The organism is Enterobacter cloacae complex sp. IR5402, from assembly GCF_049238125.1.
Lineage (GTDB): Bacteria > Pseudomonadota > Gammaproteobacteria > Enterobacterales > Enterobacteriaceae > Enterobacter > Enterobacter hormaechei_C.
The window spans coordinates 159,896-180,681 of sequence record NZ_JBMKHO010000004.1 but is presented as its reverse complement, the minus strand read 5'-3'; the positions used below and the strand labels follow the sequence as shown (position 1 = coordinate 180,681).

Genomic DNA, 20,786 nt, shown 5'->3' with positions numbered 1-20,786 from the left:
TCATGGCTAAGACGTTATATGAGAAGTTGTTTGATGCGCACGTGGTCTACGAAGCACCAAACGAAACCCCACTGTTGTACATCGACCGTCATCTGGTACATGAAGTGACCTCTCCTCAGGCATTTGACGGCCTGCGCGCGCACAAGCGCCCGGTGCGTCAGCCGGGTAAAACCTTTGCCACGATGGATCACAACGTTTCCACCCAGACCAAAGACATCAATGCATCTGGCGAGATGGCGCGTATCCAGATGCAGGAGCTGATTAAGAACTGTAACGAGTTTGGCGTGGAGCTGTACGATCTGAACCACCCCTATCAGGGTATCGTCCACGTAATGGGGCCTGAGCAGGGGATTACCCTGCCGGGCATGACCATCGTCTGCGGCGACTCCCATACCGCAACCCACGGCGCATTTGGCGCGCTGGCGTTCGGGATTGGGACCTCTGAAGTTGAACACGTTCTGGCGACGCAGACCCTGAAGCAGGGCCGCGCCAAAACCATGAAGATTGAAGTGAAGGGGAAAGCCGCGCCGGGTATCACCGCGAAAGATATCGTGCTGTCGATTATCGGCAAAACCGGCAGTGCAGGCGGCACCGGTCACGTCGTTGAGTTCTGCGGAGATGCTATCCAGGCGCTGAGCATGGAAGGTCGTATGACCCTGTGCAACATGGCCATTGAGATGGGCGCCAAAGCAGGACTGGTGGCCCCAGACGAAACCACCTTCAACTATGTGAAGGGGCGTCTGCATGCGCCGAAAGGTCAGAATTTTGACGACGCGGTAGCGTACTGGAAAACCCTGAAAACGGACGAGGGGGCAATTTTTGATACCGTTGTGACGTTACAGGCGGAAGAGATCGCCCCGCAGGTCACCTGGGGCACCAACCCGGGCCAGGTGATTTCTGTCAACGACAGCATTCCTGACCCGGCTTCCTTCGCCGATCCGGTCGAGCGCGCCAGTGCAGAAAAGGCGCTGGCCTATATGGGGCTGAAACCCGGCGTACCGCTGACCGACGTGAGCATTGATAAAGTGTTCATCGGCTCCTGTACCAACTCCCGTATTGAAGATTTACGCGCTGCGGCAGAAATTGCTAAAGGCCGCAAAGTGGCGCCGGGCGTGCAGGCGCTGGTTGTGCCGGGCTCCGGTCCGGTGAAAGCCCAGGCGGAAGCGGAGGGTCTGGATAAGATCTTTATCGAAGCAGGCTTCGAATGGCGCCTGCCCGGCTGCTCCATGTGTCTGGCGATGAACAACGACCGCCTGAATCCGGGCGAGCGATGTGCCTCCACCAGCAACCGTAACTTTGAAGGCCGTCAGGGCCGCGGTGGGCGCACCCACCTGGTCAGCCCGGCAATGGCCGCCGCTGCGGCAGTCACCGGTCATTTCGCCGATATTCGCAGCCTGAAATAAGGAGACAATCATGGCAGAGAAATTTACCCAACATACGGGCCGTGTTGTCCCGCTGGATGCCGCTAACGTCGATACTGACGCTATCATTCCTAAGCAGTTTTTGCAGAAAGTGACGCGCACGGGTTTTGGTGCGCATCTGTTCAACGACTGGCGCTTCCTCGACGATAAAGGCGAAGTGCCAAACCCGGAATTCGTCCTGAACTTTCCGGAATACAAAGACGCCTCCATTTTGCTGGCGCGGGAAAACTTTGGCTGCGGATCGTCGCGTGAACATGCGCCATGGGCATTGACCGACTACGGCTTTAAGGTGGTTATCGCCCCAAGCTTCGCGGATATCTTCTACGGCAACAGCTTTAACAACCAGCTGCTGCCGGTGACGCTGAGTGACGAACAGGTCGATGAACTGTTTGCGCTGGTGCAGGCAAATCCGGGGATTTCGTTTGAAGTGGATCTGGAAGCGGAAGTGGTGAAGGCCGGTGACAAGACCTACAGCTTCAGCATTGATGCGTTCCGTCGCCACTGCATGCTGAACGGTCTGGACAGCATTGGCCTGACGCTGCAACACGAAGAGGCTATAGCCGCCTACGAGAAAAAACAGCCTGCGTTTATGGGCTAAAGACAATGGCCCGCAAAAAGCGGGCCATTGATTTGTTTCGTGAAGCCGCCTTCCAGAATCAGACATCCTTAACCCGGCAAGTCAGCCCAAGCGTAACCACCGAAATCGCGGCAATCATCCAGTAAACTGAGCCATGCCCGTAACTTTGCGCCAGCGCCCCCTGAATCACCCCCGCCAGGATCACTCCGGTCGAAATACTGTTGGTAAACAGCGTGGTCGCGGAGCCTGCGCGCCCCGGCATTAAATCCTGGAACCAGAGCATGCCGATCCCGGCAACGATGCCGATAAATACCGCGTTAAACAGCTGTAACGTCAGCAAAGCTTCACGCGAATGGAACAGGATCAGCCCCGCGTAGAACACCACCCCAGCCGCCACGGCGACGACCATCATCCGACGCTTTCCGAAACGTTTCACGTAGTAACCCGCCAGAATCATCGCCGGGATCTCCAGCCCGGCAGCGGTGCCCATCAGAATACCCGCGAGCTTGTCGGGCAGTCCCAGATCGCTGCTGATCCACAGCGGCATATCGATAATGTACATGGTGTTGCAGGTCCACATCAGCGTGGAGGCGATAAACAACATGCGGACGTTTTTATCCTGCCAGCCGCTTACGTGGGTGATGGGCTTGTCCGTCACCTGCTCTACGCGCGCCACCGATGGCAGCACAAAGGCTATCAGCGCCAGGCTGATGGCAAAAATTCCCGCCGCGATGGTGAACATGACGGTGAAACCGTAGTTCAGCGCCAGCATGAACGCCAGCGGGGGGCCGATGACCCATGCGAGAGAGAGCTGCGCACGCATCACCGAGCTGAACATCACCACTTCCCTCGCCGAGTTGTCGGCGTACTCCCGGGCCAGGGCGAAGAGCTGCGGCATGGCGGTGTTCGCCAGAGAGGCCAGCAGCACGCCGCAGGTAATGAGCGTCAGGTAATGGCGGTTGAAGGCAAACAGCAGCGCGTTGCCCACGGCCATTGCGCAACAAAAGAGGATCAGCTTGCGGCGATCGCCCTGGCTGTCGGACCGTTTCGCCAGCCACAGGCTGACGAGGATCCCGGCAATGGCGTTGACGGTGTAGAACAGGCCCACCCAAAACGGCTGCGCTCCCACCTCGCGGCTGAGAAACAGGCTCAGCGTCGGCGCCTGTAGCGCGCCGGCTACGCCCATCATGAAGGCCACCAGCATAAAAGCGGCGTACACGCCATTCAGGCGTCGCCCCATCGTCATCAACCAGAGCATGCGCAAGTCCTTATGAAAGCGAATCGAAATTGGGTGAAATAGTAAACGAAAAAAGCCAGCAAAAAACATTTTGCTGGCGGGTGATTAGCACCAATACTCAGTCACACATGATCGAGGCGAGTTAGCGAGAAGAGGTCGGTTTCGTAACGTCCCACTGCATCAGATCTTCCAGTATTCTCAGCCGCTGCTCTGCGCACTGGCGGGCCAGCCAGGACACTCCCTTTGTCGCTGAAAAATAGTGCTGATAAAACTGACGTGCGGTAGACCTCTTCATAATTTACCTCCTCGCTTCATCGATAAGGATTATTGGCTTAATATAGGGATTAATAAATTGCTGATTTTTTGTCAGGAGTTCCCCTTTTATGCCTTCTGGTCGTCTGCAACAACAATTTATCCGCCTCTGGCAGTGCTGCGAGGGGCAATCGCAGGAGACCACGCTGAACGAGCTGGCTGAACTCCTCAACTGCTCCCGGCGTCATATGCGTACCCTCCTCAACACCATGCAGCAGCAGGGCTGGCTAAACTGGGAGGCTGAAGCCGGACGCGGCAAGCGCTCGCGCCTGACTTTCCTTTATACCGGCCTGGCGCTACAGCAACAGCGGGCGGAGGATCTGCTGGAGCAGGACCGCATCGATCAGCTGGTTCAGCTGGTGGGCGACAAAGCCGCCGTGCGCCAGATGCTGGTCTCGCATCTGGGACGCAGCTTTCGTCAGGGACGCCACATTCTGCGGGTGCTTTACTACCGCCCAATGAAAAATCTGTTGCCCGGTACGGCGTTACGTCGCTCTGAAACCCACATGGCCCGGCAGATATTCAGCGGCCTGACGCGGATAAATGAGGAAAACGGGGAACTGGAGGCGGATATCGCGCACCACTGGCAACAGCTTTCCCCGCGCCACTGGCGCTTTTTCTTACGCCCCGGCATTCATTTCCACCATGGACGCGAGCTGGAGATGCGCGACGTTATCGATTCCTTAGAGCGAGCCCGCACGCTGCCGCTCTATTCGCATATCGCGCGGATCCACTCCCCAACGGCCTGGACGCTGGATATTGAGCTATCGCAGCCGGACAAATGGCTTCCGTGGCTTCTGGGCTACGTCCCCTCAATGATCCTGCCTGCCGAGTGGCGCTCCCTGAACAATTTTTCCAGCCAGCCGATTGGTACGGGCCCCTACTCCGTTACACGAAACAACAGTAATCAGCTGAAGATCCGCGCCTTTGATGATTACTTTGGCTACAGGGCGTTGATCGACGAAGTGAACGTCTGGGTGTTACCGGATCTCAACGAAGAGCTGAGCGCAGGCCTGACCCTGGAAGGGCCAACAGCCGGTGAAAAGGCGTTCGAAAGCCGCCTGGAGGAGGGATGCTACTACCTGCTCTTTGATAGCCGCAGCCATCGCGGGGCAAACCACGACGTACGCAGGTGGATCAGCCATATTCTTGCCCCTGCTAACCTGATTTATCACGCAGAGGAGCAATACCAGACCTGGTGGTTCCCGGCCTATGGCCTGCTTCCGCGCTGGCACCATGCGCAGCCAGTGCGCAGTGAAAAACCTGCCGGACTGGAGACCATCACCCTCAGCTACTATCGCGATCACATTGAGCACAGGTTTATCGCAAGGATCATGAGCACGCTGCTGGCAGCCGAAGGCGTGACGCTGGCGATACAGGAAGTCGATTATGATGAATGGCATCGCGGAGACGTCATCAGCGATATCTGGCTCAACAGCGCAAACTTTACGCTGCCGCTTGATTTCTCGCTCTTTTCTCACCTGTACGAAGTGCCCCTGATTCAGCACTGTATCAACCGGGACTGGCAGCAGGACGCCGCACGGTGGCGGGCAGGAGAAATGGATCTGGCCGCCTGGTGTCAGGAATTACTGGCCGGGCAGACGATCGTACCGTTGATTCACCACTGGCTGCTGATCCAGGGCCAGCGCAGCATGCGCGGCCTGCGGATGAACACCCTGGGCTGGTTTGATTTTAAATCCGCCTGGTTTGCGCCGCCGGAGCCATAACGCTTTCGTAATATTCACCAAATCATTACAATAGCGCCGTTCTCAACAGGGTGCTGCATCACTGATGTGCGCTGAGATAATACCCGTCGAACCTGATCCGGATAACGCCGGCGAAGGGATTTGAGGCTGTCTCTCAAAATCCTTTGCCACTCAACCCTGAGGTGCAAAGTGTTAAAAAACGTTCTTCCTCTGCTGGCGCTGTTTGCGCTGCCTGTTTTTGCTAAGCCTGTTCTGACGGTCTACACCTACGACTCCTTCTCCGCCGACTGGGGCCCTGGCCCGGTGGTAAAAAAAGCCTTTGAAGCGGACTGCAACTGCGAGCTGAAATTCGTGGCGCTGGAAGATGGCGTCTCGCTGCTTAACCGGCTGCGCATGGAAGGCAAAAACAGCAAAGCCGACGTGGTGCTCGGGCTGGATAACAACCTGCTGGAAGCCGCCACCCAAACCAGACTGTTCGCCAAAAGCGGCGTGGCGGCAGATGCCGTTAACGTACCGGGCGGCTGGAAAAACGACACCTTCGTTCCCTTTGATTACGGTTACTTTGCGTTTGTCTACGATAAAAACAAGCTGAAGAATCCGCCCAAAAGCCTGAAAGAGCTGGTCGAAAGTGACCAGAAATGGCGCGTGATTTACGAAGATCCGCGTACCAGCACGCCGGGTCTGGGGCTGCTGCTGTGGATGCAAAAAGTCTACGGGGATAAAACGCCGGAAGCGTGGCAGAAGCTGGCCGCGAAAACCGTTACCGTCACCAAAGGCTGGAGCGAAGCCTATGGCCTGTTCCTGAAAGGCGAAAGCGACCTGGTGCTGAGCTACACTACCTCTCCGGCCTACCACATTATCGCCGAGAAGAAAGACAACTACGCCGCCGCGAACTTTGCTGAAGGGCATTATTTGCAGGTGGAAGTGGCCGCCCGCACCGCCGCGAGCAAACAGCCGGAGCTTGCCGAAAAATTCCTGAAATTTATGATCTCCCCGGCATTTCAGAACGCTATTCCGACCGGCAACTGGATGTACCCGGTCACTGACGTTGCGCTGCCGGCAGGCTTTGAGCAGCTAAACAAGCCGCAAACCTCACTGGAATTTACGCCGCAGCAGGTTGCCGCCCAGCGCGCCGCATGGATTAGTGAATGGCAACGCGCCGTCAGCCGCTGATCCCCGGCTGGTTAGTTCCCGGGCTGCTCGCCGCCGTACTGATGGTCGTCGTCAGCCTGGGTGCATTCCTTGCGCTGTGGTTTAACGCGCCAGAGAGCGATCTGCTCGCCCTCTGGCACGACAGCTATCTCTGGCACGTCATCCGCTTCTCCTTCTGGCAGGCGTTTCTCTCCGCGCTGCTGTCGGCGATCCCGGCCATTTTCCTTGCACGCGCCCTCTATCGCAGACGTTTCCCCGGCAGGCTTGCCCTGCTGCGGCTGTGCGCGATGACGCTGATCCTGCCCGTGCTGGTGGCGGTGTTCGGCATTCTGAGCGTCTACGGTCGGCAGGGCTGGCTGGCATCCCTCTTCAACCTGCTTGGTCTGGAATGGACCTTCTCCCCTTACGGCCTGAAAGGCATTCTGCTGGCGCATATTTTTTTCAATATGCCGATGGCGACGCGCCTCTTTTTACAGGCGCTGGAAAACATTCCCGGTGAGCAGCGTCAGATTGCCGCCCAGCTTGGCATGCGCGGCTGGTCGTTCTTCCGCTTTGTCGAATGGCCGTGGCTGCGACGCCAGATTGCTCCGGTTGCCGCGCTAATCTTTATGCTCTGCTTCGCCAGCTTCGCGACCGTACTTTCTCTCGGCGGCGGGCCGCAGGCCACCACCATTGAGCTGGCGATCTATCAGGCCTTAAGTTACGACTACGATCCGGGCCGCGCCGCGCTGCTAGCGATCGTGCAGATGGTCTGCTGCCTGGCGCTGGTGTTACTCAGCCAGCGGCTAAGTAAAGCGATCCCCACAGGTAGCAATAACCTGACAGGCTGGCGCGATCCGCAGGACAGCCTGCACAGCCGCGTCGCGGATTTTATGCTAATCGCATTGGCACTCCTGCTTCTGCTGCCCCCGCTGCTGGCCGTTATCGTTGATGGCCTGAATCGCAATGTGTTGTCGGTACTGCAACAGCCTGTCCTGTGGCAAGCAACGTGGACCTCATTGCGCATCGCGCTGGCTGCCGGGCTACTGTGCGTGATCCTGACCATGATGCTGCTCTGGAGCAGCCGCGAACTGTACGCGCGTCATGCCCGTAAAGCCGGACACGCGCTGGAACTGACGGGTATGCTGATCCTGGCGATGCCGGGCATTGTGCTGGCGACCGGATTCTTTTTACTGTTCAACAGCACCATCGGCCTGCCGGAAAGCGCCGACGGCATCGTCATTTTTACCAACGCATTGATGGCCATCCCTTACGCGCTCAAGGTGCTGGAAAACCCGATGCGCGACGTCAATAGCCGCTACAGTTTGCTGTGTCAGTCGCTGGGCATGCAGGGCTGGCAGCGTCTGAAGGTGGTCGAACTGCGCGCGCTAAAGCGTCCGCTGGCCCAGGCGCTGGCGTTTGCCTGCGTGCTGTCGATTGGCGATTTTGGCGTTGTGGCCCTCTTCGGCAACGAGGATTTCCGCACGCTGCCGTTCTGGCTTTATCAGCAAATTGGCTCCTATCGTAGCCAGGACGGCGCCGTCACGGCGCTACTCCTGTTGCTGCTGTGCTTTGCGTTATTTACCGTTATCGAAAAACTTCCGGGGCGTGATGTTAAAACTGACTGATGTAACCTGGCTTTATGAGCACCTGCCAATGCGTTTTACCCTCTCCGTTCGTCAGGGAGAGCGAATCGCAGTGCTTGGCCCCAGCGGGGCCGGAAAAAGTACCCTGCTCAATCTGATTGCCGGTTTTTTACAGCCTGCCAGCGGGTCGATCGTCATTGATAATGGCGAGTATACCTACGCTCCGCCGGCTAAGCGCCCGGTGTCGATGCTGTTCCAGGAAAACAATCTGTTCAATCATCTTACGGTGTGGCAGAACATCGCGCTGGGTATGGATCCGGGGTTGAAGCTCAATGTTGCGCAGCGTCAGACGCTGGAGGCGATCGCCGAACAAATGGGCCTGGCTGCGTTTATCAACAGACTACCGGGTGAGCTTTCCGGCGGCCAGCGCCAGCGCGTGGCGCTGGCGCGCTGCCTGGTGCGCAAGCAGCCGCTGCTGCTGCTCGATGAACCCTTTTCGGCGCTCGACCCCGCTCTGCGTCAGGAAATGCTCTCGCTGGTTGAGGAGGTTTGCGAGCGCGAACAACTGACGATGCTGATGGTTTCGCATAGCATCGAAGATGCCGCACGCATCGCGCCGCGATCGGTGGTGATCGCGGAGGGACGTATTTTGTGGGATGGGGAAACAGAAGAACTTCTGAGTGGTAAGGCGGGGGCATCTTCACTTTTAGGTATTCGTGAGATCTGATGCCCTCACCCTTGCCCTCTCCCACAGGGGAGAGGGATCCCCAGTAATTTGAAAGCAAAAGCGATAACGTTGCCTTCAGAATAACTGAGGGCTTACAGCGATGCCCTGGTCCGGCTGTAAATCGCTGAGGCGTTTCCTGTAGGCCGGGGCGAGGCGCAGGGATGCGTCGAGAGGGCGTGGCCTGCATGGATGCAGGCTCATGCCCGACCCGATAGCCTGAAGGAATAAGCCGAAGGTACCGCGAAGCGGCGATTTTCCGCCGGGAGCCCGGGTCGCCAGGGTGGTGGCGACTGAGCCACCCTGGCACGTTCACCGGCCATGTCGTGACAGAGTAGCAAGGAACATATAGTGAACGGAATGACCACCAGAGCCGTATGTTCCCCCTCTCCCTCAAGGGAGAGGGGGCCGTCTGTGCAGGCATTATTTTGTGGGGAACCCTCAGCCCACAGGGAGAGGGAAAACACCTTAACGGCTCACCACCTTTAACAGGATCTCACCGTACACCGGCATCAGCGGGTGACGAATCAGCGCGACCAGCGCGACCACTGCCACGCCGAGCGTCAGCGGGGCCAGCCAGAGCAGGCGAGTGCGCGGAAGATAGCGCGTCAGACGATCAACACTGGCTTTCGCGCTGCGCCACAGGCGCCAGCAGAGCCAGACCGCCAGCCACAGCAGCACCGCCGTGCCCAGCAGCAGCCATTTAAACTCACCGCTTTGCATACCGTCAGGAATATCAATCGCCGCGCCCGCCAGGATACCCGGCAGGAAGTAGAACGGCGGCCAGAAGACGCAGCCGATGATATTCGGCACCACAAACTTCGCGACGGGCAGATCCAGCATCCCGGCCACCATCGGCACCAGCGGACGCGTTGGGCCAACGAAGCGCCCCACGAGGATGGTGAACATGCTGTGCTGGTGCAGCGCATGCTCGGTTTTATCCAGCAGCGCTTTGTTTTTTTTCATGAACGACCAGCGGTGCAGCGGCTTCTTAAAGCGCCAGCCCAGCCAGAAGGAGATCCAGTCCCCCAGCAAACAGCCGATAATACCGGCCATCCACGCCTGCCAGAAATTGACCTCGCCGCTGCCGATAAGCGCCCCAAGCCCCGCCATCATCACGGTGCCGGGCAGGATCAGCCCGACCAGCGCCAGCGACTCCAGAAACGCCACCAGCGCCACAGCGATGAGCGAATACATAACGGACTGGGTAATAAAATGTTCCAGCAATGCCTGCATAACTATTCCGGTCAGAAAACGAATCAGCGATTCTGCTTAGCGCCCTGCACCGCGTCAAGGCATCAATTGTCTGAATAGTTTACAAGATGCGCCTGAAGTTCACCTGAATGTTTACCGATTATTCACATCCCGCACGGAATTCGCTCGGGCTGGCACCGGTGCACTTCTTAAACACGCGAGAGAAATAGAGCTGATCTTCAAAGCCGACGTTACGCCCGACGGTGGCGATAGGCATTCGGGTGGTGCTGAGCAGCAGTTTCGCCTGGCTGATGCGCTGATCCTCGCGCCAGCTGAGTACGCTCACGCCAAGCTGCTGGCGGAACAGATGCGACAGCCGTGACGGCGACAGGCACACATGCTGGGCGACGCTGGCAATATCAAACTGGCTGTCGGCAAGGTGGTCGCTGATGTACTGGCAGGCGTCGCGGACGCGGTTGTCCAGCGGCGGATTAAGCGACTCGTTGATGGCCTCCATGCGGCGCAGCAGCACCTGTTCAAGCAGGTTGATGGCCAGCAGTTCGGCGTAGCGCCCGCCCGCCTGCCCTGCCTCAATAATCTGTGCGAACAGCTCACGGAACTGCGCCAGATGCGCCTCATCCGGGCGATATAAACCGGTATGGGCGAAAATGGCCGGCCACGAGAGCCACTCCTGCCAGTAGGCGCGCGGACGGAAATAGACCCACTGGTGATACCACTCTTTGGCATCCGGGTGGCGCCCGTAGTGATGGATCTCCCCCGGCGGGAACAGCAGCATATCACCGGGGCGGCAGATAAACTGTTGATCCCCATTTTTGACGACGCCTTCTCCGCGTACGGTCAGGTTCAGGATATATCCCTTCATGCCAAGAGGGCGATCGACGTAAAAATCGAGATATCCCTCGGCCTCAATTGGCGTCAGTCCCGCCACCAGATGGGCGTTAAATGAGTAGCCCGGCAGTAAGGGATCGTTTTGCGGTTCGGCCATAGATTCAGTTCTCCCAAGGGTCCTGAAGGAAACCAATTGTCCATATCGATAAAAGCAGTATAAAAATGGCCCGCGAAAAGATCCAAAAAGCATCACGCCTCTTTTACGTCCGCCATGTTTCAGCCTTTCCCCCTGATTTCTCCGCCAGCACGGGCGGATAAGCAGTAACAAAAGTGTCTATAAGTGCGGCAGAAATGTCCACATAGAATATTTGCACGGCGTCACACTTTGCGTGGCTACAGCAATTTAGTCCATAAGATTAGCGGATCCTGCCTGACGATTTTTGTCCCTAGTCTCTAATGTTCTTCCATACCTGTTTTTTGGATGGAGCAACATCATGGCAATTGCAATTGGCCTCGATTTTGGCAGCGACTCAGTTCGCGCGCTGGCAGTGGACTGTACGACTGGCCAGGAGATAGCAACCAGCGTTGAGTGGTATCCGCGCTGGCAAGAGGGGCGCTACTGCGATGCGCCAAACAACCAGTTCCGTCACCACCCGCGGGACTACATCGAGTCGATGGAAGCGGCGATCAAAACCGTTCTGGCGGAGTTGACCGACGCCCAGCGGGCCGATGTCGTGGGGATTGGCGTCGACAGCACCGGCTCAACGCCTGCCCCTGTCGATGCCGAAGGCCGCGTACTGGCGCTGCGACCGGAGTTTGCCGACAACCCGAACGCCATGTTTGTGCTGTGGAAAGACCATACCGCCGTGGAAGAGGCGGAAGCCATCACCCGCTTATGCCATCAGCCGGGCAAAAATGACTACTCCCGCTACATCGGCGGGATTTACTCCAGCGAGTGGTTCTGGGCCAAGATCCTGCACGTTACCCGCGCGGACGCGTCGGTCGCACAGGCAGCGGCGTCATGGATTGAGCTGTGCGACTGGGTTCCCGCCCTGCTCTCCGGCACCACGCGTCCGCAGGATATTCGCCGCGGCCGTTGCAGCGCCGGGCATAAATCGCTGTGGCATGAAAGCTGGGGTGGTCTGCCTCCGGCAGCGTTCTTCGATGAACTCGACCCGATCATCAACAAAAACCTGACATACCCGCTGTTCACCGACACCTTCACCGCCGATATTCCGGTCGGCACGCTCTGCGAAGAGTGGGCGAAACGCCTAGGTCTGCCGCAAAACGTGACCATTTCCGGCGGCGCGTTCGACTGCCATATGGGGGCCGTGGGCGCGGGTGCGCAGCCCAACACGCTGGTGAAAGTTATCGGCACCTCCACCTGTGACATTCTGACGGCAGATAAAGCCAGCGTCGGCGACCGCGCGGTGAAAGGCATCTGCGGCCAGGTTGACGGCAGCGTGGTGCCTGATTTTATCGGCCTTGAAGCGGGCCAGTCCGCCTTCGGTGATATCTATGCCTGGTTTGGCCGCGTGCTCGGCTGGCCGCTGGATCAGCTGGCTGCCGCGCATCCTGAACTGAAAACGCAGATTACGGCGAGCAAAAAACAGCTCCTGCCGCAGCTCACCGACGCCTGGGCAAAAAATCCGTCTCTCGACCACCTGCCGGTGGTGCTGGACTGGTTCAACGGCCGTCGTACGCCGTTTGCCAACCAGCGTCTGAAAGGAGTGATTACCGATCTCAACCTCGCGACCGACGCGCCCGCGCTGTTTGGCGGCCTGATCGCCGCCACCGCGTTCGGCGCGCGCGCCATCATGGAGTGCTTCATCGACCAGGGCATTGACGTGAACAACGTGATGGCGCTGGGCGGGATCGCCCGTAAAAATCCGGTGATTATGCAGGCCTGCTGCGACGTGCTGAACCGGCCGCTGCAAATTGTGGCCTCCGATCAGTGCTGTGCGCTGGGTGCCGCGATTTTCGCTGCCGTGGCCGCAGGCGTCCATGCGGATATCCCGACCGCGCAACAGCATATGGCGAGCGCCGTCGAAAATACGCTCCATCCGCAGACTCAGCAGGCACAACGCTTTGAACAGCTTTATCAGCGCTACCAGCAATGGGCAAAAAGCGCCGAACTTCACTATCTCCCTGTCGCCGCCCCGGCCAAAAGCACCGCGGACACTACGGCAACCCTGACACATTAAGGACACGATAATGACCATTTTTAATAATTATGAAGTGTGGTTTGTGATTGGCAGCCAGCATTTGTACGGACCGGAAGCGTTGCAGCAGGTGACGAAACACGCGGAGCACGTTGTGAATGCGCTGAACGCGGAAGCCAAACTGCCGTGCAAACTGGTGCTGAAGCCGCTGGGGACTACCCCGGACGAAATCACCAACATTTGCCGCGATGCCAATTACGATGACAAATGCGCTGGCCTGGTGGTGTGGCTGCACACCTTCTCACCAGCCAAAATGTGGATCAACGGCCTGGCTATCCTCAACAAACCGCTGTTGCAATTCCACACGCAGTTCAACGCCTCCCTGCCGTGGGACAGCATCGACATGGACTTCATGAACCTGAACCAGACCGCGCACGGCGGCCGCGAGTTCGGCTTCATCGGCGCGCGCATGCGTCAACAGCATGCCGTGGTGACCGGCCACTGGCAGGATGGCCAGGCACAAAAACGCATTGGCTCCTGGATGCGTCAGGCGGTATCTAAGCAGGATACCCGTCACCTGAAAGTGGTGCGTTTCGGCGACAACATGCGCGAAGTGGCGGTCACCGACGGTGATAAAGTGGCCGCGCAGATTAAATTTGGCTTTTCCGTCAACACCTGGGCGGTGGGCGACCTGGTGCAGGTGGTGAATGACATCAGCGATGGCGACGTTAACGCGCTGGTGGACGAGTACGAAAGCAGCTACCGTCTGACGCCTGCGGCACAAATCAACGGCGACAAGCGCCAGAATGTGCTGGACGCGGCGCGCATTGAGCTGGGCATGAAGCGCTTCCTGGAACAGGGCGGCTTCCACGCTTTTACCACCACCTTTGAAGATCTCCACGGCCTGAAACAGCTCCCGGGTCTGGCGGTACAACGTCTGATGCAGCAGGGCTACGGCTTTGCGGGCGAAGGCGACTGGAAAACTGCCGCTCTGCTTCGCATCATGAAGGTGATGTCAACCGGTCTACAGGGCGGCACCTCTTTTATGGAGGACTACACCTACCACTTCGAGAACGGCAACGATCTGGTGCTCGGCTCGCACATGCTGGAAGTGTGTCCATCCATCGCGGTTGAAGAGAAACCGATCCTCGACGTGCAGTACCTCGGCATTGGCGGCAAAGCGGATCCGGCCCGTCTGATCTTCAACACCCGTACCGGCCCGGCCATTAACGCCAGCCTGATCGACCTCGGCGACCGTTTCCGCCTGCTGGTGAACTGCGTCGATGCGGTGGAAACTCCGCATTCTCTGCCGAAACTGCCGGTCGCCAACGCCTTGTGGAAAGCGCAGCCTGACCTGCCAACCGCGTCGGAAGCCTGGATCCTGGCCGGCGGCGCGCACCACACCGTATTCAGCCACGCGCTTGACCTGAACGATATGCGTCAGTTTGCCGAGCTGCACGACATCGAACTGACCGTGATTGATAACGATACCCGTCTGCCAGCCTTTAAAGACGCGCTGCGCTGGAACGAAGTCTATTACGGTTCAAAACGCTAAGCCCTGAATGCCCGGTGGCACTTCGTTTACCGGGCCTACGGTTCTGTAGGCCGGATAAGCGAAGCGCCATCCGGCAGGAGACGACAATGTTAGAAGATCTCAAACGTCAGGTACTCGAAGCCAACCTGGCGCTGCCAAAACATAACCTGGTGACCCTGACCTGGGGCAACGTCAGCGCCGTTGACCGGGAAAAAGGGGTGTTCGTGATCAAGCCTTCCGGCGTGGATTACACGGTAATGACCGCAGAAGACATGGTGGTGGTCAGCATCGAAACGGGTGAAGTGGTTGAAGGCAAAAAAAAGCCCTCCTCCGATACGCCGACTCACCGCCTGCTGTATCAGGCCTTCCCGACCATCGGTGGGATTGTGCATACCCATTCGCGTCACGCGACCATCTGGGCGCAGGCGGGCCAGCCTATTCCGGCGACCGGCACCACCCACGCGGACTACTTTTACGGCACCATTCCCTGCACGCGTCTGATGACCGATGCGGAGATCAACGGTGAGTACGAATGGGAAACCGGGAACGTGATCGTCGAAACCTTCGAAAAACAGGGAATCGACGCGGCGCAAATGCCCGGCGTGCTGGTGCACTCCCACGGCCCGTTTGCCTGGGGTAAAAACGCGGAGGACGCGGTGCACAACGCGATCGTGCTGGAGGAAGTCGCCTATATGGGGATCTTCTGCCGCCAGCTGGCACCGCAGCTGCCGGATATGCAGCAAACCCTGCTGGATAAGCATTACCTGCGTAAGCACGGTGCGAAAGCCTACTACGGGCAGTAAACCTTTGCCCGGTGTCGCTGCGCTTACCGTGACTGCGGAACCTGTAGGCCGGATAAGCGCAGCGCCATCCGACTGAACAGGCACTGTATAAAACCCCAGCAAACACCCCTCAACCAGGCTATAATCAGGCCTGGTTTTGTTTTATGGGATAACGCCGTGACGCAGGCGCAAGAAGGCTTTTTACTGACCAGACACTGGCGGGATACCCCTCAGGGTACTGAGGTTGAATTCTGGCTGGCAACGGACAACGGCCCGCTAAACGTTACGCTCCCGCCGCAGGAGTCCGTGGCCTTTATTCCTGAAGCTCACGTCGAAAAAGTGAAACAGCTGCTGCGCGGAGAAAACGGCTGGCGCATAACCCCGCTTGAACTGAAAGATTTCCACCGCCAGCCGGTTTACGGCCTCTATTGCCGCGCCCATCGCCAGTTAATGCGCTATGAAAAACTGCTCCGTGAAGCGGGCGTGACGCTATACGAGGCCGACATTCGCCCGCCTGAACGCTTTCTGATGGAGCGGTTTATCACCGCCCCCGTCTGGGTAGATGGCACCGCGCAAAATGGCAGGATCGTTAACGCGCGCCTCAAGCCTAGCCCGAATTATCGCCCCCCGCTCAAGTGGGTCTCGCTGGATATCGAAACCACCCGCCACGGCGAACTGTACTGCATTGGTCTGGAAGGCTGTGGGCAGCGGGTTGTCTATATGCTCGGGCCGCCAAACGGCGATGCGTCCGCGCTGGATTTTAATCTGGAGTACGTCAACAGCCGCCCGCAACTGCTGGAGAAGCTTAACCAGTGGTTTGCCGAGCACGATCCGGATGTTCTGATCGGCTGGAACGTCGTGCAGTTTGACCTGCGCGTGCTGCAAAAACATGCCGAGCGTTACCGTATCCCGCTGATTCTGGGGCGCGGCAACAGCGAGCTGGAGTGGCGTGAGCATGGTTTTAAGAACGGTGTTTTCTTCGCGCAGGCTAACGGTCGCCTGATTATCGACGGCATCGAGGCGCTGAAATCCGCCTTCTGGAACTTCTCTTCCTTCTCGCTGGAAGCGGTCGCCCAGGAACTGCTCGGCGAAGGTAAATCCATCGACAATCCCTGGGACCGAATGGACGAGATCGACCGGCGCTTTAATGAAGATAAACCCGCGCTCGCCACCTATAACCTGAAAGATTGCGAGCTGGTGACGCAGATCTTCCACAAAACCGAGATCATGCCCTTCCTGCTGGAGCGGGCGACGGTGAACGGCCTTGCGGTCGACAGGCACGGCGGCTCGGTAGCGGCCTTCAGCCACCTCTATTTCCCGCGGATGCACCGGGCGGGCTATGTCGCCCCTAACCTCGGCGACGTGCCGCCGCAGGCCAGCCCCGGCGGTTACGTGATGGATTCACGGCCCGGGCTGTATGACTCGGTGCTGGTGCTGGATTATAAAAGCCTGTATCCATCCATTATCCGCACGTTTCTGATTGATCCGGTGGGGCTGGTGGAGGGGATGGCGCAGCCAGACGATGCGCACAGCACCGAAGGTTTTCTTGGAGCACGCTTCTCGCGGGAAAAACACTGCCTGCCCGAAATTGTGGGAAACATCTGGCACGGCCGCGATGAGGCCAAGCGCCACGGCAACAAGCCGCTCTCACAGGCGCTGAAAATCATTATGAACGCCTTTTACGGCGTGCTGGGTACCAGTGCCTGCCGCTTCTTTGATCCCCGTCTGGCGTCGTCCATCACCATGCGCGGGCACGAGATTATGCGCCAGACCAAAGCGCTGATTGAATCCCGGGGCTATGATGTGATTTATGGCGATACAGACTCCACCTTTGTCTGGCTGAAAGCCGCCCATTCGGAAGACGACGCCGCACAAATCGGCAAAGATCTGGTCGCCTTTGTGAACGACTGGTGGCGCGAAAGTTTGCAAAAAGAGCGGTTAACCAGCGCGTTAGAGCTGGAGTTTGAAACCCATTTTGCCCGCTTTTTAATGCCGACCATTCGCGGAACCGACCAGGGCAGCAAGAAGCGCTACGCCGGGCTGATTCAGGAAGGTGACACGCAGCGGATGGTGTTTAAAGGGCTGGAGACAGTGCGCACCGACTGGACGCCGCTGGCACAGCAGTTCCAGCAGACGCTCTACCTGCGGGTGTTCCGCAATGAGCCTTATCAGGATTATGTGCGCGACACCATCGCCAGCCTGATGGCGGGTGAACTGGATGACCAGCTGGTGTATCGCAAGCGCCTGCGCCGCCCGCTGGCCGAATATCAACGTAACGTTCCTCCCCACGTACGCGCCGCGCGGCTGGCGGATGAAGAGAACGTTCGCCGGGGCCGTGCGCCGCAGTATCAGAACCGGGGAACGATCAAATACGTCTGGACCACTAACGGCCCGGAACCCGTTGATTACCAGCAGTCTCCGCTTGATTACGATCACTACCTGACCCGCCAGCTTCAGCCGGTTGCGGAGGGAATTTTACCGTTCATCAATGACGACTTTGCTACACTAGTGACAGGACAACTTGGGCTATTTTGACGCGTGACGAAACCGTTGCCATCCAGTACCATAGCGCCCTTTCCATTCCCGGACCCATTTTTCGATGACCGTCTTTTTTGACGGGGTCGAACTATTGCCTGCAATTAAAGATTAGAGCCGAACAACTATGCCTTTTACACTTGGTCAACGCTGGATCAGCGATACAGAAAGCGAACTTGGATTAGGAACCGTCGTTGCCGTCGATGCGCGCATGGTTACCCTCCTTTTCCCTGCTACCGGTGAAAACCGCCTGTACGCTCGCAATGACTCCCCTGTTACCCGCGTAATGTTCAATCCGGGCGACACCGTGACCAGCCACGAAGGCTGGCAGCTGAAGGTTGAAGACGTAAAAGAAGAGAATGGACTGCTCGCCTACATCGGTACGCGTCTTGATACCGACGAGACGAATGTTATCCTGCGTGAAGTGCTGCTCGACAGCAAACTGGTTTTCAGCAAGCCGCAGGACCGTCTGTTTGCCGGGCAAATCGACCGAATGGATCGCTTCTCTCTGCGCTACCGCGCGCGTAAGTTCCAGAGTGAACAGTACCGCATGCCGTGGAGCGGCCTGCGCGGCCAGCGTACCAGCCTTATTCCCCATCAGCTGAATATCGCCCATGACGTGGGCCGTCGCCATGCGCCTCGCGTGCTGCTGGCTGACGAAGTGGGCCTGGGTAAAACCATCGAAGCAGGCATGATCCTGCACCAGCAGCTGCTCTCTGGCGCTGCCGAGCGCGTGCTGATTGTGGTGCCGGAAACGCTGCAACACCAGTGGCTGGTCGAGATGCTGCGCCGCTTTAACCTGCGCTTCTCCCTGTTCGACGACGAGCGCTATGCCGAAGCCCAGCACGACGCGGACAACCCGTTTGAAACCGAACAGTTGGTCATTTGTTCCCTGGACTTCGTGCGCCGCAGCAAGCAACGCCTGGAGCATCTGTGCGACGCTGAATGGGATCTGATGGTCGTCGACGAAGCACACCACCTCGTCTGGAGCGAGGACGCGCCAAGCCGCGAATACATGGCGATTGAGCAGCTTGCCGAGCGCGTACCAGGCGTTCTGCTTCTGACCGCCACCCCGGAGCAGCTGGGTCTTGAGAGCCACTTCGCCCGTCTGCGCCTGCTCGATCCGAACCGTTTCCACGATTTTGAGCAGTTTGTTGAAGAGCAGAAAAACTATCGTCCGGTGGCGGACGCCGTCGCGCTGCTGCTGGCCGGTAATCGTCTCTCTAATGATGAACTTAACATCCTCAGCGATCTTATCGGCGAGCAGGATATTGAGCCGCTGCTTCAGGCCGCGAACAGCGACAGCGATAATGCGGGATCTGCGCGTAAAGAGCTGATCGACATGCTGATGGACCGCCACGGCACCAGCCGCGTGCTGTTCCGTAACACCCGTAACGGTGTAAAAGGCTTCCCGAAACGCGAACTGCACACCATCAAATTGCCGCTGCCGACCCAGTACCAGACGGCGATCAAAGTCTCCGGCATTATGGGCACCCGTAAATCTGCGGAAGATCGCGCGCGCGACATGCTCTATCCGGAGCAGATTTATCAGGAATTTGAAGGCGACACTGGCACCTGGTGGAACTTCGATCCGCGCGTGGAGTGGTTGATGGGTTATCTGACCGCGCACCGTTCCCGGAAGGTGCTGGTGATCTGCGCCAAGGCAGCCACCGCCCTGCAACTTGAACAAGTGCTGCGCGAGCGCGAAGGTATTCGCGCCGCCGTGTTCCATGAAGGCATGTCTATTATCGAGCGCGACCGCGCTGCGGCGTGGTTTAGTGAAGAGGACAGCGGCGCGCAGGTTCTGCTGTGCTCCGAAATCGGTTCTGAAGGCCGTAACTTCCAGTTCGCCAGCAATCTGGTGATGTTCGATCTGCCGTTTAATCCGGATCTGCTTGAGCAGCGTATCGGCCGTCTGGATCGTATCGGTCAGGCGCACGATATTCAGATCCACGTTCCGTATCTGGAGAAAACCGCCCAGTCCGTTCTGGTTCGCTGGTACCACGAAGGCCTGGATGCGTTTGAACATACCTGCCCGACCGGCCGCACCATTTACGATCAGGTGCATGCAGACCTGATCGGTTACCTTGCGGCGCCGGAAAACACCGAGGGCTTTGATGAGCTGATCAAATCCTGTCGAGAGAAGCACGACGCGCTGAAAGCCCAGCTGGAGCAGGGGCGCGATCGCCTGCTGGAGATCCACTCCAACGGCGGTGAAAAAGCGCAGCAGCTGGCCGAAAGTATTGAAGAACAGGACGATGACACCAGCCTGATTAGCTTCTCCATGAACCTGTTCGACATCGTCGGCATTAACCAGGACGATCGCGGCGAGAACATGATCGTGCTGACCCCGTCCGATCATATGCTGGTGCCGGATTTCCCGGGCCTGCCGGAAGACGGCTGCACCATCACCTTTGAGCGTGATGTGGCGCTGTCCCGCGAAGATGCACAGTTCATCACCTGGGAGCACCCGCTCATCCGCAATGGCCTGGATCTGATCCTCTCAGGCGATACCGGCAGCAGCACCATCTCCCTGTTGAAGAACAAAGCCTTACCTGTGGGCACGTTGCTGGTGGAGCTGATCTACGTTGTGGAAGCGCAGGCGCCGAAACAGCTTCAGCTTAACCGCTTCCTGCCGCCAACCCCGGTGCGTCTGCTGCTGGATAAAAACGGTACGAACCTGGCCGGTCAGGTGGAGTTTGAAAGCTTCAACCGTCAGCTGAGCGCGGTGAACCGCCATACCGGCAGCAAGCTGGTGAATGCGGTGCAGCAGGACGTGCATGCCATTCTGCAACTGGGTGAAGCCCAGGCCGAAAAAGCGGCCAGAGAACTGATCGATGCGGCGCGTAGCGAAGCCGATGAGAAGCTTTCTGCCGAGCTGTCGCGCCTGGAAGCGTTGAAAGCGGTGAACCCGAACATTCGTGACGATGAGCTGGCCGCTATTGAGAGCAATCGCCAGCAGGTGCTGGAAAGCCTGAATCAGGCGGGGTGGCGTCTCGACGCCCTGCGTCTTATCGTTGTGACGCATCAGTAAGC

15 protein-coding genes and 1 riboswitch are annotated in these 20,786 nt (G+C 58.2%); of the genes, 11 read left to right on the top strand and 4 right to left on the bottom strand.

The genetic code is table 11. The annotated features are described in order from the left end of the window. Positions 1-2: 2 nt before the first annotated feature. Together leuC and leuD are read left to right on the top strand one after the other, a co-directional pair. The gene (leuC, locus tag ACOTXL_RS09685) at positions 3-1,403 is read left to right on the top strand and encodes a 3-isopropylmalate dehydratase large subunit (RefSeq protein ID WP_045350416.1); all 1,401 of its coding nucleotides are present in this window, start codon (positions 3-5) and stop codon (positions 1,401-1,403) included. Positions 1,404-1,413: 10 nt separating this feature from the next. Continuing rightward, positions 1,414-2,019, top strand: a complete 606-nt coding sequence (leuD, locus tag ACOTXL_RS09680; RefSeq protein ID WP_045350417.1) for a 3-isopropylmalate dehydratase small subunit — start codon at positions 1,414-1,416, stop codon at positions 2,017-2,019. A 58-nt stretch (positions 2,020-2,077) separates the two neighbouring features. Here leuD and ACOTXL_RS09675 read toward each other — a convergent pair whose 3' ends face one another. Beyond that, the gene (locus tag ACOTXL_RS09675; protein WP_045350418.1) at positions 2,078-3,256 is read right to left on the bottom strand and encodes a sugar efflux transporter; all 1,179 of its coding nucleotides are present in this window, start codon (positions 3,254-3,256) and stop codon (positions 2,078-2,080) included. A 121-nt stretch (positions 3,257-3,377) separates the two neighbouring features. Then, a complete protein-coding gene (gene sgrT / locus ACOTXL_RS09670; protein WP_003856388.1) occupies positions 3,378-3,530 on the bottom strand; it encodes a glucose uptake inhibitor SgrT in 153 nt (50 codons plus the stop codon). An 88-nt stretch (positions 3,531-3,618) separates the two neighbouring features. On the opposite strand from sgrT, the gene sgrR reads away from it, so the two are divergent. The 4 genes from sgrR to thiQ all read left to right on the top strand — a co-directional run bounded on the left by sgrR (position 3,619) and on the right by thiQ (position 8,697). Then, on the top strand, positions 3,619-5,274 hold the full coding sequence (gene sgrR / locus ACOTXL_RS09665) for an HTH-type transcriptional regulator SgrR (protein WP_023324147.1): 1,656 nt from the start codon (positions 3,619-3,621) through the stop codon (positions 5,272-5,274). 36 nt (positions 5,275-5,310) lie between these two features. Further along, positions 5,311-5,411: riboswitch (TPP riboswitch) on the top strand. Positions 5,412-5,442: 31 nt separating this feature from the next. Next, a complete protein-coding gene (thiB, locus tag ACOTXL_RS09660; RefSeq protein WP_003856391.1) occupies positions 5,443-6,426 on the top strand; it encodes a thiamine ABC transporter substrate binding subunit in 984 nt (327 codons plus the stop codon). Continuing rightward, positions 6,402-8,012: a thiamine/thiamine pyrophosphate ABC transporter permease ThiP gene (gene thiP, locus ACOTXL_RS09655; RefSeq protein WP_032661560.1), complete on the top strand. Its 1,611-nt coding sequence runs from the start codon at positions 6,402-6,404 to the stop codon at positions 8,010-8,012. The genes thiB and thiP overlap by 25 nt, the downstream gene beginning before the upstream one ends. Further along, positions 7,996-8,697: a thiamine ABC transporter ATP-binding protein ThiQ gene (thiQ, locus tag ACOTXL_RS09650; RefSeq protein WP_045346586.1), complete on the top strand. Its 702-nt coding sequence runs from the start codon at positions 7,996-7,998 to the stop codon at positions 8,695-8,697. The genes thiP and thiQ overlap by 17 nt, the downstream gene beginning before the upstream one ends. A 465-nt stretch (positions 8,698-9,162) precedes the next feature. Here thiQ and ACOTXL_RS09645 read toward each other — a convergent pair whose 3' ends face one another. After that, positions 9,163-9,930, bottom strand: a complete 768-nt coding sequence (locus ACOTXL_RS09645) for a DedA family protein (RefSeq protein WP_017383796.1) — start codon at positions 9,928-9,930, stop codon at positions 9,163-9,165. A gap of 118 nt (positions 9,931-10,048) precedes the next feature. After that, positions 10,049-10,894 carry an arabinose operon transcriptional regulator AraC gene (araC, locus tag ACOTXL_RS09640; protein ID WP_003856402.1) on the bottom strand — a complete coding sequence of 282 codons (846 nt, stop codon included), beginning with the start codon at positions 10,892-10,894 and terminating at the stop codon, positions 10,049-10,051. Positions 10,895-11,231: 337 nt separating this feature from the next. On the opposite strand from araC, the gene araB reads away from it, so the two are divergent. The 5 genes from araB to rapA all read left to right on the top strand — a co-directional run bounded on the left by araB (position 11,232) and on the right by rapA (position 20,784). After that, positions 11,232-12,941 carry a ribulokinase gene (araB, locus tag ACOTXL_RS09635; protein ID WP_045350419.1) on the top strand — a complete coding sequence of 570 codons (1,710 nt, stop codon included), beginning with the start codon at positions 11,232-11,234 and terminating at the stop codon, positions 12,939-12,941. A gap of 10 nt (positions 12,942-12,951) precedes the next feature. Then, positions 12,952-14,454, top strand: coding sequence for an L-arabinose isomerase (araA, locus tag ACOTXL_RS09630; RefSeq protein WP_003856405.1), 1,503 nt, complete (start codon positions 12,952-12,954; stop codon positions 14,452-14,454). 86 nt (positions 14,455-14,540) lie between these two features. Further along, positions 14,541-15,236: an L-ribulose-5-phosphate 4-epimerase gene (gene araD / locus ACOTXL_RS09625; RefSeq protein ID WP_023324144.1), complete on the top strand. Its 696-nt coding sequence runs from the start codon at positions 14,541-14,543 to the stop codon at positions 15,234-15,236. A gap of 156 nt (positions 15,237-15,392) precedes the next feature. Beyond that, positions 15,393-17,750: a DNA polymerase II gene (gene polB / locus ACOTXL_RS09620; protein WP_045350420.1), complete on the top strand. Its 2,358-nt coding sequence runs from the start codon at positions 15,393-15,395 to the stop codon at positions 17,748-17,750. A gap of 127 nt (positions 17,751-17,877) precedes the next feature. After that, on the top strand, positions 17,878-20,784 hold the full coding sequence (gene rapA / locus ACOTXL_RS09615; protein ID WP_045335539.1) for an RNA polymerase-associated protein RapA: 2,907 nt from the start codon (positions 17,878-17,880) through the stop codon (positions 20,782-20,784). The last annotated feature ends 2 nt before the right edge of the window (positions 20,785-20,786 follow it).

What these genes read in the sequence shown, in the direction of transcription:
- leuC (WP_045350416.1), top strand. Translation starts at nt 3, where the DNA reads ATGGCTAAGACGTTATATGAGAAGTTGTTTGATGCGCACGTGGTCTAC.
- leuD (WP_045350417.1), top strand. Translation starts at nt 1,414, where the DNA reads ATGGCAGAGAAATTTACCCAACATACGGGCCGTGTTGTCCCGCTGGAT.
- ACOTXL_RS09675 (WP_045350418.1), bottom strand. Translation starts at nt 3,256, where the DNA reads ATGCTCTGGTTGATGACGATGGGGCGACGCCTGAATGGCGTGTACGCC.
- sgrT (WP_003856388.1), bottom strand. Translation starts at nt 3,530, where the DNA reads ATGAAGAGGTCTACCGCACGTCAGTTTTATCAGCACTATTTTTCAGCG.
- sgrR (WP_023324147.1), top strand. Translation starts at nt 3,619, where the DNA reads ATGCCTTCTGGTCGTCTGCAACAACAATTTATCCGCCTCTGGCAGTGC.
- thiP (WP_032661560.1), top strand. Translation starts at nt 6,402, where the DNA reads ATGGCAACGCGCCGTCAGCCGCTGATCCCCGGCTGGTTAGTTCCCGGG.
- thiQ (WP_045346586.1), top strand. Translation starts at nt 7,996, where the DNA reads ATGTTAAAACTGACTGATGTAACCTGGCTTTATGAGCACCTGCCAATG.
- ACOTXL_RS09645 (WP_017383796.1), bottom strand. Translation starts at nt 9,930, where the DNA reads ATGCAGGCATTGCTGGAACATTTTATTACCCAGTCCGTTATGTATTCG.
- araC (WP_003856402.1), bottom strand. Translation starts at nt 10,894, where the DNA reads ATGGCCGAACCGCAAAACGATCCCTTACTGCCGGGCTACTCATTTAAC.
- araB (WP_045350419.1), top strand. Translation starts at nt 11,232, where the DNA reads ATGGCAATTGCAATTGGCCTCGATTTTGGCAGCGACTCAGTTCGCGCG.
- araA (WP_003856405.1), top strand. Translation starts at nt 12,952, where the DNA reads ATGACCATTTTTAATAATTATGAAGTGTGGTTTGTGATTGGCAGCCAG.
- araD (WP_023324144.1), top strand. Translation starts at nt 14,541, where the DNA reads ATGTTAGAAGATCTCAAACGTCAGGTACTCGAAGCCAACCTGGCGCTG.
- rapA (WP_045335539.1), top strand. Translation starts at nt 17,878, where the DNA reads ATGCCTTTTACACTTGGTCAACGCTGGATCAGCGATACAGAAAGCGAA.